The organism is Streptomyces sp. CB01580, from assembly GCF_001905795.1.
GTDB lineage: Bacteria > Actinomycetota > Actinomycetes > Streptomycetales > Streptomycetaceae > Streptomyces.
Map to the genome: position 1 here is coordinate 1 of NZ_LIXJ01000003.1, position 14,936 is coordinate 14,936.

A 14,936-nucleotide genomic window follows, 5' to 3' on the forward strand; every position below is an offset into this window, starting at 1 on the left:
AACCGCGTTAGTGCAGAGAAGATCGAGGTGGAAGGCACCGGTCCCGAGCGTCAGTGCGGGCTTCCCGGCCGCAGTGACCGGGTGGTCCGGGTGCGCCGGGCCGCCGAGGGCGAAGTACTCGCCCTTGCGAATCGAGCCCGCGAAACGGGCGAGACCGCTGCGGCGGTCCGCCCAGTAGTGCGTCACGACATCCAGGCCGAGACCGATGACCAGACCAGCGGCAGTCACGTGAAGACCAAGGAGCAGCACGACCGCGGCCAGGGCCACACCCTTGGTCAGCGTCAGACTGAGGCAGTGCCGGACGCAGGCGAACCGGCCGGCCCACCCGGGCCCGCCCTTGGTACACGCCTGGTGATGCGTCTGCACCCAGTGATCGCCAACACCGTGAGCGACGTAGAGAGCAACGAATACGGCAGCGAAGGTGACAGCCGCCTGAAGTGCAGAAACGGACAAGATAGCCCCCAAGCAGGAACGGAGCGGGCATTCCGGCTCCCCTCAACCCCGCCCGTACGCGCCCCGAAGAAGGGACCCGGACGGGCGGAGGAGGCAACCGGCGCAGCCATCGGCTGCGAGGGTGACCCTGAGTCCGCGAATCACCGGCTATCCCGGTGCACTCCGCAGATCAGGCAGACGCAAAGGGCATCACCGCCCGTGCCGGTCCAGCACGAGCGGTGCCCACAGACTTCGTAGAAACATCAGGACTCCGTAGGTCGAAGGAACGGAGAACCAGGCTTCGCCGATCGGCCGTTGCCACGGCCGACCAGACCCGAGCCTGTGATCGGTGCGCCATCTCTCTGCCTGGCGCTCAGCAGGGCAGTTCGCTGCGGGTGGCGCCCGGGGGCGTTCTCCAGGGCCGCAGGATCGTGCGTACAGCGCCGACGCGCCGCACCACTGCCGACGACATCACCCGGCCGTCGCGGGAGCGAGGGTTCTCACCTCGCCTGAGTTCACTGTTCAGTTCTCAACAAAAGCCAGTCGCTCCCCGACAAGCGCGGTAATCCCTGGTGAGAGGGGTTTTCTCGTCCTCACGAGACCCGCCGGGCGCTCTGCGGTCGTGCAGTTCGAAGCAGCCCAAACAGGGCCCCTTCTGGCGCTCTGCCTTGCGGCCGATGCGATACCTCTATTACAGGTACTGCATCGGATTTCGTCAAGCGGAGCGGTGGAACTTCTTGGGTTCGCGCCGGGACTTCCTGGCGCACAATCAGAATCGCCCCAGGCCAGGGGCGTTGTTTACCCCGCTCATGGACAGCTCGGGGACGCCTGGCTACTGTCAAGAGCTCCCAAGACGTCCCTCGGGGGTGGAGATGTCCAACGAGCGTTTGCGCTCAGCCCTGTTGGCGCGTGGCGCCTCGATTCAGGACCTGGCCGATGCCATCCGGGTCAACCCGAAGACGGTGGAACGCTGGATCACACAGGGGAAGGTCCCGTATCGCCGGCACCAGTACGCCACTGCCACGTTCCTCCAGGTCGATGTGACGACCCTCTGGGACGATTCGCGCGCGGTGGAGACCGCCACGGATCTCGGCAAGGCGGAGATAGTGACCGTCTACCCGCACCGCCACATGGTTCCGGCGACCCTATGGCGCGAGATGTACGCGAGGGCGGAGAAGCATCTGGACGTACTCGTGTACGCAGGCCTGTGGCTGTCGGAGGACCCCGTGTTCCTCACCATCATCAAGGCCAAAGTCGAGGGCAATGCTCAGGTCCGCATCCTGCTGGGGGACCCCGCATGCGCGGCCGTGCAGCAGCGTGGCATCGACGAAGGTCACCGCGTCATGGACGGGAAAATCCGAAACGCGCTGGTCAACTACCGGCCGCTGTTCGATAGTCACCCCGACATTGGGTTCCGGCTGCATGACGCGACGCTCTACAACTCGCTCTTCCGCGCTGACGACGAGATGTTGGTGAATACGCACGTGTACGGCATCGGCGCCTACATGGCCCCGGTCTTCCACCTGCGCCGACTGCCGGGCGGCGGCCTCTTCGACACGTACGCGAATAGCATCGAACAGACCTGGGGCGGCGCCCGACAGGCCACAGATCACGACATCACGGGAGACTGACCATGGGACGCATCGACTACCTTCACGACCCTGACGCTCCGCCGGCCAACTCCGTGGTGCCGTCCGTCGTCGCGTTCGTCCAAGACGAGCAGGGGCGTGTCCTGATGATCCAACGCTCCGACAACGGTCGATGGGCGCTGCCCGGCGGCGGTCATGACGTGGGTGAGTCCATCAGCGACACAGTCGTCCGTGAAGTCTGGGAAGAGACAGGGATCAAAGCTGAGGTCATCGACGTGTCCGGGATCTACACCGACCCCGGACACGTGATGGCATATGACGACGGAGAGGTGCGACAGCAGTTCTCCGTTTGCTTCCGGGCCCGGCCGATCGGCGGTGAGGTGCGAACGAGCGACGAGACGACACAGGTCCGCTGGGTTGCCCCGGCGGACCTGGTCGAATTCGACGTCCACCCCACGATGCGGCTCCGCATCGAGCACGCGATGGACGGGTCACGTACCGCGCCCTACATCGGCTGACGCTTGGCGGCGGCAACCCGTTCGAGGACGCGTGCTGTGCACGCCAGAATCTCCGGCTCGGCGCGGCGGATGAACGTCCCGATCAGACTGTCCGCGCCGTAGCGGCTGGCGATCTCGTTGATGCGGTCGACCGGATTCGTGGGTGTGCCGACCGGGGTGGTGTTCATGTCGCAGAAGCACAGGGCGTCGTCCAGCTGCGGGAGGTCCCTGGGAAACTCGCTCTCCAGTTCCTCCCGGAGCCCGCGTGCTTCCGCCTCCATCCAGGCACACGAGTGGTGCGCGACCAAACTCACGACCCGCTCGTCGGCGTGGGCGACTTCGCGCAGATACCGAGCACCGTCGAGCGGGTGGAATCCGGTCTTGGCCGCGGTCGGCGAGTAACCGATGTCGTGCAGTACGGCTGCAGCCTCAAGCAGATCGGCGTCCTCGCCAAGGATGGGGGCGATGATCTGCGCCCGCTCAGCCACCCCCTGGGAGTGGGCCCACCTGCGTGGCAGCGGCTCGGCAAGGAGGGACTCGGCAAGGGGGTAGGCCCATTCGGTCAGTGTCGTGACGGTCACGCTAGGAATGCTCCTCTCGGCCCGGGAGGGCCAATACAGTCCGCTGCTTGCCCTGTCGACTCTCTGAAAGCAGCCCGTCGACCCCGAGCCTGTCCAGGGCCTTCGCGACTGTCGGTCGCGAGACCCCGAACCGGTCGGCCAGCGCTGACGTGCTGGGGAATTCGTCTCCCACCCTCAACTTGTCCGTGCGGAAGACATCCGCGATCTGCTCGGTCAGCGGCCGGCGGTCGCGCTGCTCGCCCTCCCGTACGACTCGCCAGCGGCTGCCTCGAACTGGCTCGGCCCGCCCTTCCTCCTTGAGTACCTTGAGGGCTCTGAGAGCGACCCCGCGTGACACGTTGTGCGCTGCCATCAGCTCGGCGAGCGTTGGCAGCTCCGTCATCGCCGGGTCGGCGTCGATCTGCGTCTTCACCGCCTCGGCGATCTTTAGGAAGGTTCCCCGGGGACTGGCCTCCTGCGACACCCGCTCTCCCTTCTCCGTCTGTTCGTCGTCAGAATCAAGCCTCCCATGCCATGTGTTCACCACAGGTATCGGTCATGCCTGACCGGGCGCCCACAGGCCGTCGCGACGGCAGTAGGTGACGGCAACGTGGACGAACAAGTGCAGTCGTTCACGCGCTCCAGCGATCAGGTCAGCGTGATGCCTCAGGCGCCCGGTGCAGGCGCCAAGGCGGCTCGGTCGAACTTACAAAGCAGATGTCGGCGGTTCGAAACCGTCCGCGCCCACCAGCACAAAGGCCCTCAGCCGATCATGGCTGGGGGCCTTTGACATCTACTTTTGACATCAACGGGGGCGGTCACCCACGGTCGGGACGCTGCCGCTTCAGCATGCGGTCCGGGTGACTCACTGCCTCGCGCTGGGTGTCCTGGACGATGTGGGTCGTCAGCCAGCCGCCTTGGCGATGATGCGCTCCATCTCCTCTGGACCGAAGGCCCGCAGAGTCGTGGAACGGACGTTGCCCACCCCGCCGAGCTGCAGGAGTGCTGCCGTGGCAGTTTCGTCGTCGGGCGCCTCGACGATGGCCACGAGGTCGTACGGACCGGCGGTCCAGTAGATGCTCAGGAGCTTCGCCCCGAGCTTCTGTACCGCTGACCCGAAGGCCTCGGAGCGTTTTGCGGTGTCCTTGTAGTTTCGGACCCCTTGATCAGTCCAGCTCAGCAAGGTGACGTACGTCGGCATGTTCTTTCACCCTCACCAGGAGACACATCGTGAGGCCAAGCCTGGACAGCTGGGCTAGAACCTGCACGAGATACGCACCCGAACGAGCAATACGAGCGACCACAGACATCGAGGGGCAGGCTGACATCAACGACAGCGGACACCAGCGGTCGCCGCGGTTCTCTGCGGAGTAAATGTGGTCGCACAGTCGTAGCGATCCAGGGCTGCTGATATCGCGGATCGAACTCACAACATCCGCGCCCAACGGCTCAGCGGTCCCTCTACCTCCGCTGCCCACGACGACGCCACCCCTATCGCGTCTCGTGACGAGAAGCCGACCATTACGGGCACCACTACCTGACCCCATGGCCTGGTCCCCGCGGTGGTCACCCGTCTGCGGAGCACCACACGACTTCGCGTACGCAGTGGTCGGCACCGCCCGACTCCCGCCATGACCCAGGCGCGGGTGAACGAACTCCAGATCGGCGACTGCTCGGCCGCGCGATGCCCCTTTCCGTTGCCGTCGAACAGTTCGACTGCCCCACCTGTGAGGTGCCAGCCGGAAGCACCTGCCGCACCCGCGGCGGCAAGGTCGCCCCGAAGTACCACACCCCCCGCTTCATACTCGTCCTCCAGCTCCGCGCCAAGCTGGAGGTGAAGACCCCCGCTGACCGCGGACCCGGCCGTGCGTGAGGCGATGGACTTCGCTCGCACTATCAAGAAGGCCGTCCCCCACCAGCGGGTGATCTTCACGGTGCACGAGATGAAGCGCCTGGGACGCGGCGCCGCCGAGCTCCTGGCCATCGCCGAGGACCTGCGCGCCGCCACGACATCCAGCTCGAACTCCTCACCGGCCCCCTCCAAGGGGTCTACGACCCGTCCGGGCACGGCGCCGCCCTCTTCGCGTTCTTCGCCGGCATGGCCGAGTCCGAGCGTGAGTACATCCGGGAGAAATCCCTTGAGGGCCAGGCGTCCGCCCGCGAGCGCGGCCGTCACGGCGGGCGCCCGAAGGCGGTCGACGACGACATGGCCGACTACGCCCGATCCCTGCGGGCCAACGGTTCCCCGTCCCCGAGATCGCCCGCAAGCTGGTCATCACCTCGGGCAAGAACCAGGGCAAGCGGCCCTCGGTCGCCACCGTCTACCGCATCCTCTCCGAGGATGAACAGGGAGGCTGAGGGGTCACCAAGCCTCCAAGCTCAACCCATTGCCCCTTTGAGTCGTATCTCGGCGATACCCCGGACACCCCGACCTTTGACCTACGTCCCTCAGGGCAAGCGGTTCCTGCCAACTCACTAGTGCCGTGACCGGCAACGTTTGCCCCGTCGCACCGTCCGGCACGCACGCTCGCGGCGTTGGCCGAAAGCCCACGTAGCCCGCTACGAGGGCTTTCGGCCGCCTTGCGATCGCACGCACCGGACGACGCTCCTTCCGGGCAAACCTTGCCGGTCACGGCACTAGGATCGTCGCAACACACAGAGTGTTGCGACGATCCCTGGGATCTGCCATTGCGGCCGGGGGGACCTATTTCATGATCGAGGCCACATGGATGCCTCTGGAGTCCACACCGCCTGGCGGGCTTCGCCCCTCACCTGTACGCCCGGGCCACGGGGCCGGGCGACGTCGTGGGCGCGGACGTGCGTGTCGGCGTGACCGTCACGGCTCGTCGGTCACGGCCCGTTCGATCGCGTTCTCGACCGCGGCGACGACGGTGGTGGTGTCCGCGCCCTTGCCGAGCTGTCCGGCGAGGGCCGCGATCGCGGCGGTCTGGGCGGCCAGCCGTTTGTCCATGGAACGGATGCGGGCCTGCATGTCCTTGAGGATCGACTGTGCCTGCCATGTCGGGTTCGTCTTGTGGTCCGCCGCGTCGGTCGGGCCGGCGATCGCGTCGGTCTTCCACACGGCGTCGAAGATGTCCTTCTTGGTGATCCCCGCCATGGGGTCCTCCTTGTTCGGGTTCCAGTTCGCCGGGTGCTTCAGGCGCTCGGCCACGTCGGCGCGGAGCTTGACCATGGTGAAGCCGCGGGGGTCGACCTTGTCGGAGCTCCATTCCAGGTGGCCGATGACGGACTTCGCCGACCAGCGGTGGGCGCGGCACAGGGCGGCCTGGACGCGGACGATCGCGTCGTACTGCGCCTTGGGCCAGGGGTCCTTGCCGTCGCCGAGGTTCTCGCACTCCCAGCCGTAGAACCGCGCGTTGCCGTCGGTCCCGTTCGCGTTGCCCTTGGTGGGCGGGGTCGGACGGCTGCCGTACGACTCGGCGATCACCTGGTCCAGGACCCTCGGGTCGCCGCCCCCGGCGTGGTTCGCGCGGCCCCAGCCGACCATGTGGACCCGGCCGTCCTTCGCGATCATTCCGTGGCAGAGCGGGCCGGGCAGGGATGAGTACCCGTCACGGACCGTGGCCACGGTGGACGCGGTGCCCTTGGTGACCGTGTGGTGCACGATCGACCCGTTGACGGGGCCCCACGCGCCCTTCGAATTTCGGTTGTGCGTACGCCAGTTGCCGACCTCGACGACACGGACGCCCTCGGCGCGCAGCGCGGATATGACCTGTGCCGCACTCAGAGGCTTTGCCACGGAATCTCCTTTCGCTCTGCGGTGTACGCGGCATTCCGGAACCGGTCCGCGCATCCGTCGGCCGTTCTGTTCACCGACTCCACTCCTTCGCTCGGCACTTGCCCGGAACACGGGCCGCAGCATGTGCAACCCGCCGCCCTCACCCTGTACTTCGTGCCGTTCGTCGACATCCGTACGGACATGGTCCGTTCCCGGCGGGACGAGCGGCTCGTACGAGTTGCATACCCCTGCCGTGACGGCCGGACTCGTCCCCGTGGTTCCGGTTAGGGCGTGTTTCGAAAGTAGCGTCGGCCGCCCGAAGAGCGTCGCGGGCCGGACGGGGCTTTCGAAACACGCCTAAGGGGCGCCTAAGGGCTGTCCCGTCATCCGTGGTGGATCAGCGTGCGGCGTCGGATGTGGTGCATCGCAAGACGGAGGGGCGCCCGCATACGGGACGTATGTGGGCGTTCCGACAACGCGGCGAGGTGCCGCAACTGTCGTCGCGCGCCCGCCAGGGATGACGGGACAGCTCTTAGTCCCGCGCCGGGGCGGGGCCGGACTCCCGCGTGCGTCGGGCGCGCAGTTCGACCGCGTCCAGCAACAGGGCCAGGGTGGTCTCGAAGTGGTCGTCCTCGTCGGCCTCGGCCAGGTAGGGGGCGGCGGACGCCAGATGCGGGTAGCGGGTGGGGGAGGCGACGAGGTACTCGCGCCGCCAGGCCATCCGGTCGCCCTCCCGGGCCTCGGGGTCCAGCGCGGCGAAGGACGCCTCGAACGCGCCCATCGCCAGGGACGTGTCGACGAGAGCGCGGTAGTAGCGGGCGGCGTCCCGGTCGTCGAAGCCGGCCCGCCCGAGCGCGCCGATGACCGTGTCCGCGCCCCGGAACTCGGCCCCGCGGCGCGAGACCCGGGAGGTGACCAGAACGGCGATACGGGGATGTGCCAGACACACGCGCCGCATCCGCCGCGCGAGGGAGGCCAGGGTCTCGCGCCAGTCCTCGCTCGCCTCGAAGCCGTCGATCGCCTCGGCGATCAGCCGTTCGGCCAGCCCGAGGAGGATGTCGTCCTTGCTGGAGAAGTGGCGCAGCACCGCCGTGTGGTTGGAACCGAGGTCCGCACCCAGGCGGCGCAGGGTCAGCGCGTCCGGACCCTCGCGTTCGATCACCGACGCCGCGGCGTCCAGGATCCGGTCCTGGGAGAGGGCCGCCTTGGGCGGTCTGCCGCGCCGGGACCTGGGCTCCGGGTCGTCCGTGGTCCCAGGATCTTTCATGCCGTCATCCTAAGGGCTGTCCCATGACCCCCCGGCGGGCGCACATCGACAGCTGCGGCACCTAGTGCTGTGGCCGGGAAGGGTTGCCGGGCGTCGCGAGCCGGTGAACCTTTCCGGTCGCAGCACTAGCCGCGTTGTCGGAGCACCCGCATGCGTTGTGTATGCGGGCGCCCCTCCGTCCTGCGATGCACCACGTCCGAGGCCGCGCGCGGATCCGTCACGGACCATCGGGACAGCTCTCGGGGCATGCCTTCCGGTCCGCGGCCTCCGGCCGGGGGCGTGATCAGTTCGACGTGGCCTCCAGATGCGTCACCAGCGCCGACACGGCCGCCACGGTCTCGGCGTCCCGATCCGGGTCGTCCGCCGTGGGCCACGCGCTGGTCTTGATCACCACCACGTCCGCCACCGGGTCCACCCACAGGTACTGGCCGTGGATCCCGATGCCCGTGAACGCCCGGTGCGGGCCGCCCAGGGTCCACCACTGGTTCGCGTACCCGTAGTGGTCGGGGTGGTCGCCCAGCGCGCCCGCCTCCAGGTGCGGCAGCCCGGCGCCACGGCCGCGCTCGACCCATGCCTCCGGCACCACCTGGACGTCACCGAGCCGGCCGCCGCGCGCCATCAGCAGTCCCACGCGCGCCAGGTCCCGCACGGCCGCGTTGAACGTTCCACCGCCGACGGCCGTACGCGGCCTGCTGCGCGACAGCGCGTAGAAGGCGTCGTGCTCCGCGCCGATCCTGCTCCACAGCCGTTCGGTCGCATACCGCGCCAGCGACGTGCCGGTCGCCGCCTCCAGCACCCAGCCCAGGACCTGGGTGTCGAGCGTGGAGTAGTTGAACCACGTTCCCGGTGCCGCGGCGGTCTCCACCGAGCGGACCGCCTCCAGCACGGTGCCGCGCCCCGTCACCGCGCGCATCAGCCGGTTGACCGGGGCGTCGGGGTCCTCGTAGTCCTCGATCCCGCCCGCGCCGCTGGTCATGTGGAGCAGGTCCTCGACGGTCGGCCCGTCGAACGCCGAGCCCGCCAGTTCGGGGCAGTGCGTCACGACCTTGTCCGCGAGCGAGCCGATCGCGCCCTCCTCCAGAGCGATGCCGATCAGCATCGACGTCACCGACTTCGACAGCGAGAACAGTTGGAAGCGTCGTTCGGGCGCGGCGAACCGTCCCGGATAGTCCTCGTGCACGAGGTCGCCCCGGTGCAGCACCGCGAAGCCGGTCGTGCGGGTCCGCTCGTGCAGGTCCGCCAGCGTGCGGGGGGTGCCGCCGAAGTCGTAGCGGAAGTCCGCGAGCGGGTGCGGACGGTTCGGCAGTTCGTACACCGGGCCGGAACGCGCGACCGTCTCCGTGGGCAGCACGAGCGACATGTGCGTGAACGTCCATTCGTTCACCGGTCGCCGCATCGCCAGTTCGTCCTGGTGCCGCCACACCCACGCCAGTCCGGCCCCCGCCGTAGCGATCCCCGCCGTCGCGGCTGCCCACCGCATCCCACTCGCCATCGCGCGCACCTCGTGATCCGCAGACAAATTTTGAACCAATGGTGACATCGATGGTGACACCTTTGGTGAGCCCCGGCAAGCGGGGATCGGGAGAGGGCCGGGAAGGGGATGGGAATCCGCGTCCGGGCGCGCGGCCCCGCCCGGCCCCCGACGAAAGTCATGGCCGTGACCTTCCGTTCGGCCAGGATTCACTTTCCTCCCGGCACCTACGTTCGCTCGCATGAAGCAGACGTTGAGTGGAAACGAGGCCCGGAGCGGGGCCCGAGGCAGGGCCCGGAACGGCGCCGGGAGCGGGGCGCGGCCGTTGCTCGCCTGCGCCGTCCTGGGAGTGGGGGCGCTCGGCGTGGCATGGCTCGCGCCCGGCGGATGGGGCACGGCCGGCCCGGTGGAGGTGACGGGCGGCGCCTCGGCGTCCCTGTACCGGTCGGTGACCGGAGCGGTGGCGGACGGTCCGTCGTGGGCAGGGCCGCTGCTGGAGGCGGCCACCGAGGGCACCCTGGTGGTGCTCGGGTTGCTGCTGGTGTGGGTGTGGTGGGGCGCGGTGCGGCGCGGGGAGACCCGGCTGTCCGCCGGCACGGTGCTCACCGGCGTCGGCACCGTACTGGCCTACGCGGTCAGCGAGGCCGTGAAGCTGGTGGTGGACGAGGCAAGGCCCTGCCGGGTCCTGCACGGTGCGGCGGAGGCGGTCGCCGAGTGCCCGCCGCCCGGCGACTGGTCGTTCCCGAGCAACCACGCCACGCTCGCCACCGGTCTCGCGGTCGGCCTGGCCGCCCTGCGGCCCCGCCTGGCGGCCGTCGTTCTGCCACTGGCCGGGGCCGCGGCACTGCTGCGGGTCATGGTGGGTGTGCACTACCCGCACGACGTGCTGGCCGGCGCGCTCCTCGCGGCCGCGACGGTCGGGGCCGTGCTGCTCGCGTTCCTGCCGCTCGGTCAGGCGGCGGCGTCAGCGCTCGGGCGACGGTTCCGGAAGCGGAACGGGCGCGACGATTCCGGCCTCGTGGGCGACGACCGCCGCGGCGGCGCGGTTGTCCACCCCCAGCCGGGCCAGGATGGAGCTCACATGCGCCTTGACCGTGCCTTCCACCACATGGAGGCGCCGGGCGATCTGCCCGTTGGACAGCCCGCTGCCGAGCAGGGCCAGCACATCGCGTTCCCGGGCGGTGAGGGCGCGGACCCGTTCCCGGGCGGCGCTGCGGCGTCCGGCCAGGGCGCCGGCGCCGGTCTCCGACAGATGAGCGACGACCCGCGCCGCGACCTTCGGTGACAGATAGGCGGCGCCCTCGGCCACCGCGCGTACGCCCGCGATGAGCTCCTCGGGTTCGCCCGACTTGATCAGGAAGCCGGTGGCGCCGCCCCCGAGCGCCTGGAGGATGTAGTCGTCCTCGCCGAAGGTCGTGAGCATCACGACTCCGGTCTCCGGTACGGTGCGCCGGATCTCGGCCGCCGCCTCGATGCCGTTCGTCCCCGGCATCCGGATGTCGAGCACGGCCACGGCCGGGCGGTGGCGGCGGACCAGCTCCACGGCCTCGTGCCCGTCGCCCGCCTCGGCCACGACGTCGATCTCCGGATCGATGGACAGCACGGAGCGCACGCCCTTGCGGATCATCGCTTCGTCGTCGGCGATCAGCACCCGGATCATCGGCCGGTCACCGTCCTTTCCGGGTGGGGCGTGTGTCGTGCGTGCGGTGTGTGCGGTGCATGTGCTGCGCAGGGTGGGTGGGCCGGGTGTGGCGGGCGAGCGCGGTGCACGGGCCGGGTTGCTCGTGGTGGGTGCGCCGCGTGCGGCGCGTGTGCCGGGTTCATGGTGTCAGGGCCTCCTTCGACATCAGCCTTCCGGCGCGGAAGCAGAGCCGGTACGCGTCCCCGGACCGGTCGTCGAAGCGGTCCGCCGTCATCGCGTAGTACTCGCACGTGATGCCGCTCCCCCGTGGTGGTTCCCATCCCGCCTGCCGTTGGGTGGTCTCGCGCTCGGGCAGCAGGCGGCGCACCGCGTCCCGTTCCTGTCCCACCTTCAGCCGGGCGTAGTCGCCCGGGTCCAGTACGGACTGCTGGGCCGAGCGGATGTCCCAGGCCATGAGGGCGGCACTCAGCATCGCCCAGGCCACCAGCGGCAGCACGATCGCGGTCACCAGCGCCCGCCGGACCCGGCTGCGGGCGCGGCGGTGCTCCTGGGGCAGCGTCGGGGCCGACTCGAAGGGCGCCGTCGCGGGGCGGCGGGCGGACGGGGTGTGCGGCAGCCGGGCGGTGACCTCGAAGCCGTCCTCGCGGGGACCGTACGCGAAGGTGCCGCCCGCCAGGCGTACCCGTTCGTCCAGCCCGATCAGGCCCCGCCCGGTGCCCGGCACGGCCTCCGGGCCGCCCCGCGCGGGCGAGGGGCCGTTCCGTACGCGGACCACGGTCTCCTCGGCGGTGTACGTCACCCGTACGCCCACCGGGGCCAGCGGTGCGTGCTTGGCGGCGTTGGTCAGGGCCTCCTGGACGACGCGGTGGGCGGCCCGGGCCGCGGCCGGCGGCACCCCGGCGCCGTCGGCGTCGCCGTCGATCCGCAGGTCGACCGTGAGACCGACGGCCGCGGCGTCGTCGACCAGGCGGGGGATGCCGGTACCGGATGCCGGAGGCGGTTCGTCGTCCGTCTCCTCCCGCAGGATGCCGATCACCTCGCCGAGCCGTTCCACCGATGCCGCCGCCCGTGCCCGGATCTCACCGGCCGCCGCCCGCTGGGCCTCGTCCAGACCGGGCGCGAGCTTGAGCGCGCCCGCCGACAGGGCGATGAGATTCAGGTCGTGGCCGAGGACATCGTGCATGTCCTGGGCGATCCGGGCCCGTTCCCGGGACCGCGCCTGCTCGGCGACGAGCCGCTGTTCGCGTTCCAGGCGGTCGGCCCGTTCCCAGCCCGCCCGGACGAGCTCCTGGTACTGGCGCCAGAACCGCCCGGCGAACCAGGGCAGCATCGCCGCCACCGACACCACGGCGACGTAGCGCCCAGCCATGAGCAGCCAGGACGGCACCAGCGCCACCGCGACGACCCCGCCCGCGACGACCGCGACGAGCACGAGGAGCGTGGGTCCGGTCCTCCCCGGTTCCCGACCGGCGAAGAAGGCCGCCACGGCGGCGGGCAGGGCCCACCACATGCTGACGGCGCTCAGTCCGACGCAGACCGCCGCGGTGACGGTCAGCAGACCGCCCAGGGCGAGGGAGGGCGGGGTCCATGGGGCAGGGGCACGTCGGGACCGCGGGACAACGGCGGGCGGGGTTTCCCTGCCCGGGGCGTGGCCCCCGGCATCCCGCCGGCCCGCGTCACCGGTCATCACTTTCTTCACCCGCACGACGGTACGCAGCCGGGCGGGTGCCCCGGCACTGCCGAAAGTCACCCTTGTCACGCGCACGGCCCCGGCCACCGCGAGCCGAGCTTCGCCCCGCCCCGCCCTCGTGAGCCGCCTGCCGTCCCCGGCGCTCCGGGAACCGTCACCCGCACGGGCGCGCACGGGTGGTCGCGGCGGAACGCGCGGCGCAAGGTCGATTCTGTTCCGCGGGCCCGTACGGCCCGTCCGGCCTGCTCATCGTGTGCGGTCCGCTCATTTCGTGTGCGGTCCGCCCGTCCCGCTCCGGCCAAGGAGTTCTCATGGCACACTCAGCGTCCGCGTCCGGCCCGGCCCCTAGCGTGGATCACGGGGAAACCAGCCCCTGGGCGACCGGCGGGACCATGTTCGCCGGTGTCCTGCTCCTCGTCGACGGTGTCTTCGGAGTGATCAAAGGCATCACGGGCATCGCCTCCGACCAGGTGTACACGCGCATCAACAAGTACACGTTCAGGTTCGACGTGACCGCGTGGGGCTGGATCCACCTCGTCCTCGGCATCGTGCTCGCGATCATCGGCTGGGGCATTCTCAGAGGGGCGATGTGGGCGCGCGCCGCGGGTGTGGCGCTCGCCGCCGTCAGCCTGATCGTCAACTTCGCGTGGCTTCCGTACCAGCCGCTCTGGGCGATCATCTCCATCGCCATCGACACATTCGTCATCTGGGCCCTGTGCACGGACCGGTCGAAGGTGCTCGCCTGACCGCACCCCGCCCGAGCGGAGACCCCCGAGCGGAGACCCCCGAGCGGAGACCCCCGAGCGGAGACCCCCGAGCGGGGTGGGGCGAGCGGGGACCGTCGGGCGGGGACGGCCGGATAGCCGGGAGGCGTACGCGTCCCGGCCATTGTCAGTGGCTCGGGTCACACTGGATTCATGTGCCGCAGTATCAAGACGCTACGACCGCCCGCCCTGCCCGAAGAGGCCACCGAGGAGGAGATCCGAGCCGCCGCACTGCAATTCGTACGCAAGGTGTCCGGCTTCCGCGCCCCGGCGGCGCACAACCGGGAGGTCTTCGACCGGGCCGTCGACGAGATCGCGGAGGCGACCGCCGAGCTGCTGGACGGCCTGGAGATACGGGGCGCCGTCAGGACGCCGTAGTCGCCGCCGCGGCTGCCTCCGCGACCGGTCGGCGCATGAAGTACGCGGCCAGGGCGCCCGCCACGAACAGGGCGAGGACCGAGACGGCCGTGCCCACCCAGGTCGCGCCGAGCCACTGCCCACCGAAGTAGCCGAGCCCCACGCTGTAACCGGCCCAGGCCGCTCCCGCCAGGGCGGACCAGGGCAGGAACTCCTTCACCTTGCGGTGCGCGGCGCCCGCGCCCAGCGAGACGACCGACCGGCCGGCCGGTGCGAAGCGCGCGACGATGACGAGGATGCCGCCGCCCCGGGCGAGGGCGCCGCCCAGGCGTTCCTGGGCAGAGGTGAGGCGGCGGGAGCGGGCGATGGCCCGGTCCAGACGTTCGCCGCCGCGCCAGGCCAGCCGGTAGGCGACGAGGTCGCCGAGGACCGAGGCGGCGGTCGCGCAGAGGATCAGTGCGAGGAGTGACGGGACCTCGGGCACCTGCTCCGCCGCCCGCGCCGCGGTGGCGGCGGAGGCCACGGTCGTCGAGCCCGCGGCGGCCGCGGTGGCGGCGGTGATGACCAGGACCCCACTGGGCAGCACGGGCAGGAAGACGTCCAGCAGCACTGAGACGGCGACCACCGCGTATATCCAGGGGCTGCCGGTCAACGCAGCCACACTCTCAAGCAAGTACTACTCCCCGATCCGGAACAACGCCGCGACGTCGCAGGGGAGCGGCAGGAGCGGCACGGCCAGCTGTACAGCGTACGCCCGACGCCCATCCGATGATCCATAAATATGGACGATGTTGGGAAGCTCACGTACGCATGGAAAACAGGAGGAACGGGTTCCAGGCGTACGTGAGCGGTGCGCGCGGCGAACGGTGAACGAAAGCCGGGCGAGCGGGCCCGTGGGCGCCTGTGGGACCCGTGGGCCGCTGCTCGT

15 protein-coding genes and 2 pseudogenes are annotated in these 14,936 nt (G+C 70.0%); 6 read left to right on the forward strand and 11 right to left on the reverse strand.

Annotation, left to right across the window (positions count from 1 at the left end):
• Positions 1-366, reverse strand: a 366-nt coding sequence (locus AMK22_RS04990; protein WP_073782024.1) for a transcriptional regulator, incomplete at its 3' end; no start/stop codon positions are given.
• Between the two features lie 938 nt (positions 367-1,304).
• On the opposite strand from AMK22_RS04990, the gene AMK22_RS04995 reads away from it, so the two are divergent.
• A complete protein-coding gene (locus AMK22_RS04995) occupies positions 1,305-2,063 on the forward strand; it encodes a helix-turn-helix domain-containing protein (protein ID WP_073782739.1) in 759 nt (252 codons plus the stop codon).
• A 2-nt stretch (positions 2,064-2,065) separates the two neighbouring features.
• Complete coding sequence (locus tag AMK22_RS05000; RefSeq protein WP_073782025.1) at positions 2,066-2,539, forward strand: NUDIX domain-containing protein; 474 nt, start codon at positions 2,066-2,068, stop codon at positions 2,537-2,539.
• On the opposite strand, the gene AMK22_RS05005 is transcribed toward AMK22_RS05000, so the two are convergent.
• The 4 genes and pseudogenes from AMK22_RS05005 to AMK22_RS05015 all read right to left on the reverse strand — a co-directional run bounded on the left by AMK22_RS05005 (position 2,527) and on the right by AMK22_RS05015 (position 4,279).
• Positions 2,527-3,099, reverse strand: coding sequence for an HD domain-containing protein (locus AMK22_RS05005; RefSeq protein ID WP_073782026.1), 573 nt, complete (start codon positions 3,097-3,099; stop codon positions 2,527-2,529). The genes AMK22_RS05000 and AMK22_RS05005 overlap by 13 nt on opposite strands.
• Before the next feature lies 1 nt (position 3,100).
• Positions 3,101-3,622: a GntR family transcriptional regulator gene (locus AMK22_RS05010; protein WP_338014133.1), complete on the reverse strand. Its 522-nt coding sequence runs from the start codon at positions 3,620-3,622 to the stop codon at positions 3,101-3,103.
• 274 nt (positions 3,623-3,896) lie between these two features.
• A pseudogene (locus AMK22_RS42230) lies at positions 3,897-3,980 on the reverse strand (tyrosine-type recombinase/integrase); the annotation flags it as partial.
• 2 nt (positions 3,981-3,982) lie between these two features.
• Complete coding sequence (locus AMK22_RS05015; RefSeq protein ID WP_073782028.1) at positions 3,983-4,279, reverse strand: GYD domain-containing protein; 297 nt, start codon at positions 4,277-4,279, stop codon at positions 3,983-3,985.
• A 531-nt stretch (positions 4,280-4,810) separates the two neighbouring features.
• Here AMK22_RS05015 and AMK22_RS40575 point away from each other — a divergent pair.
• The gene (locus AMK22_RS40575) at positions 4,811-4,951 is read left to right on the forward strand and encodes a zinc finger domain-containing protein (protein ID WP_242433843.1); all 141 of its coding nucleotides are present in this window, start codon (positions 4,811-4,813) and stop codon (positions 4,949-4,951) included.
• Positions 4,952-5,914: 963 nt separating this feature from the next.
• On the opposite strand, the gene AMK22_RS05030 is transcribed toward AMK22_RS40575, so the two are convergent.
• The 3 genes from AMK22_RS05030 to AMK22_RS05045 form a co-directional block, all read right to left on the reverse strand.
• A complete protein-coding gene (locus AMK22_RS05030) occupies positions 5,915-6,838 on the reverse strand; it encodes an N-acetylmuramoyl-L-alanine amidase (protein ID WP_079185929.1) in 924 nt (307 codons plus the stop codon).
• Positions 6,839-7,349: 511 nt separating this feature from the next.
• Complete coding sequence (locus tag AMK22_RS05040; protein ID WP_073782031.1) at positions 7,350-8,084, reverse strand: TetR/AcrR family transcriptional regulator; 735 nt, start codon at positions 8,082-8,084, stop codon at positions 7,350-7,352.
• A 283-nt stretch (positions 8,085-8,367) separates the two neighbouring features.
• Positions 8,368-9,576, reverse strand: a complete 1,209-nt coding sequence (locus AMK22_RS05045; protein ID WP_079185930.1) for a serine hydrolase domain-containing protein — start codon at positions 9,574-9,576, stop codon at positions 8,368-8,370.
• 220 nt (positions 9,577-9,796) lie between these two features.
• Between AMK22_RS05045 and AMK22_RS05050 the strand changes: the two are divergent.
• A pseudogene (locus AMK22_RS05050) lies at positions 9,797-10,540 on the forward strand (phosphatase PAP2 family protein); the annotation flags it as partial.
• On the opposite strand, the gene AMK22_RS05055 reads toward AMK22_RS05050, so the two are convergent.
• The gene (locus AMK22_RS05055) at positions 10,520-11,215 is read right to left on the reverse strand and encodes a response regulator (RefSeq protein WP_073782034.1); all 696 of its coding nucleotides are present in this window, start codon (positions 11,213-11,215) and stop codon (positions 10,520-10,522) included. The pseudogene AMK22_RS05050 and the gene AMK22_RS05055 sit on opposite strands and share 21 nt — an antisense overlap.
• A gap of 160 nt (positions 11,216-11,375) precedes the next feature.
• Positions 11,376-12,884, reverse strand: coding sequence for a histidine kinase (locus tag AMK22_RS05060; RefSeq protein WP_107430476.1), 1,509 nt, complete (start codon positions 12,882-12,884; stop codon positions 11,376-11,378).
• 314 nt (positions 12,885-13,198) lie between these two features.
• Here AMK22_RS05060 and AMK22_RS05065 point away from each other — a divergent pair, with 314 nt between their 5' ends.
• Both AMK22_RS05065 and AMK22_RS05070 read left to right on the forward strand, forming a co-directional pair.
• Positions 13,199-13,633, forward strand: coding sequence for a DUF7144 family membrane protein (locus tag AMK22_RS05065; protein WP_073782035.1), 435 nt, complete (start codon positions 13,199-13,201; stop codon positions 13,631-13,633).
• A 171-nt stretch (positions 13,634-13,804) separates the two neighbouring features.
• A complete protein-coding gene (locus AMK22_RS05070; RefSeq protein ID WP_073782036.1) occupies positions 13,805-14,029 on the forward strand; it encodes a DUF2277 domain-containing protein in 225 nt (74 codons plus the stop codon).
• Here the strand turns inward: AMK22_RS05070 and AMK22_RS05075 are convergent.
• Positions 14,016-14,681, reverse strand: coding sequence for a DedA family protein (locus AMK22_RS05075; protein WP_073782037.1), 666 nt, complete (start codon positions 14,679-14,681; stop codon positions 14,016-14,018). The genes AMK22_RS05070 and AMK22_RS05075 overlap by 14 nt on opposite strands.
• Positions 14,682-14,936: the final 255 nt, after the last annotated feature.

Bases quoted from the DNA above. Each gene is read 5' to 3' on its own strand.
- AMK22_RS05070 (WP_073782036.1), top strand. From the start codon at position 13,805: ATGTGCCGCAGTATCAAGACGCTACGACCGCCCGCCCTGCCCGAAGAG.
- AMK22_RS05065 (WP_073782035.1), top strand. From the start codon at position 13,199: ATGGCACACTCAGCGTCCGCGTCCGGCCCGGCCCCTAGCGTGGATCAC.
- AMK22_RS05000 (WP_073782025.1), top strand. From the start codon at position 2,066: ATGGGACGCATCGACTACCTTCACGACCCTGACGCTCCGCCGGCCAAC.
- AMK22_RS05055 (WP_073782034.1), bottom strand. From the start codon at position 11,215: ATGATCCGGGTGCTGATCGCCGACGACGAAGCGATGATCCGCAAGGGC.
- AMK22_RS04995 (WP_073782739.1), top strand. From the start codon at position 1,305: ATGTCCAACGAGCGTTTGCGCTCAGCCCTGTTGGCGCGTGGCGCCTCG.
- AMK22_RS05060 (WP_107430476.1), bottom strand. From the start codon at position 12,884: ATGACCGGTGACGCGGGCCGGCGGGATGCCGGGGGCCACGCCCCGGGC.
- AMK22_RS05045 (WP_079185930.1), bottom strand. From the start codon at position 9,576: ATGGCGAGTGGGATGCGGTGGGCAGCCGCGACGGCGGGGATCGCTACG.
- AMK22_RS05040 (WP_073782031.1), bottom strand. From the start codon at position 8,084: ATGAAAGATCCTGGGACCACGGACGACCCGGAGCCCAGGTCCCGGCGC.
- AMK22_RS05015 (WP_073782028.1), bottom strand. From the start codon at position 4,279: ATGCCGACGTACGTCACCTTGCTGAGCTGGACTGATCAAGGGGTCCGA.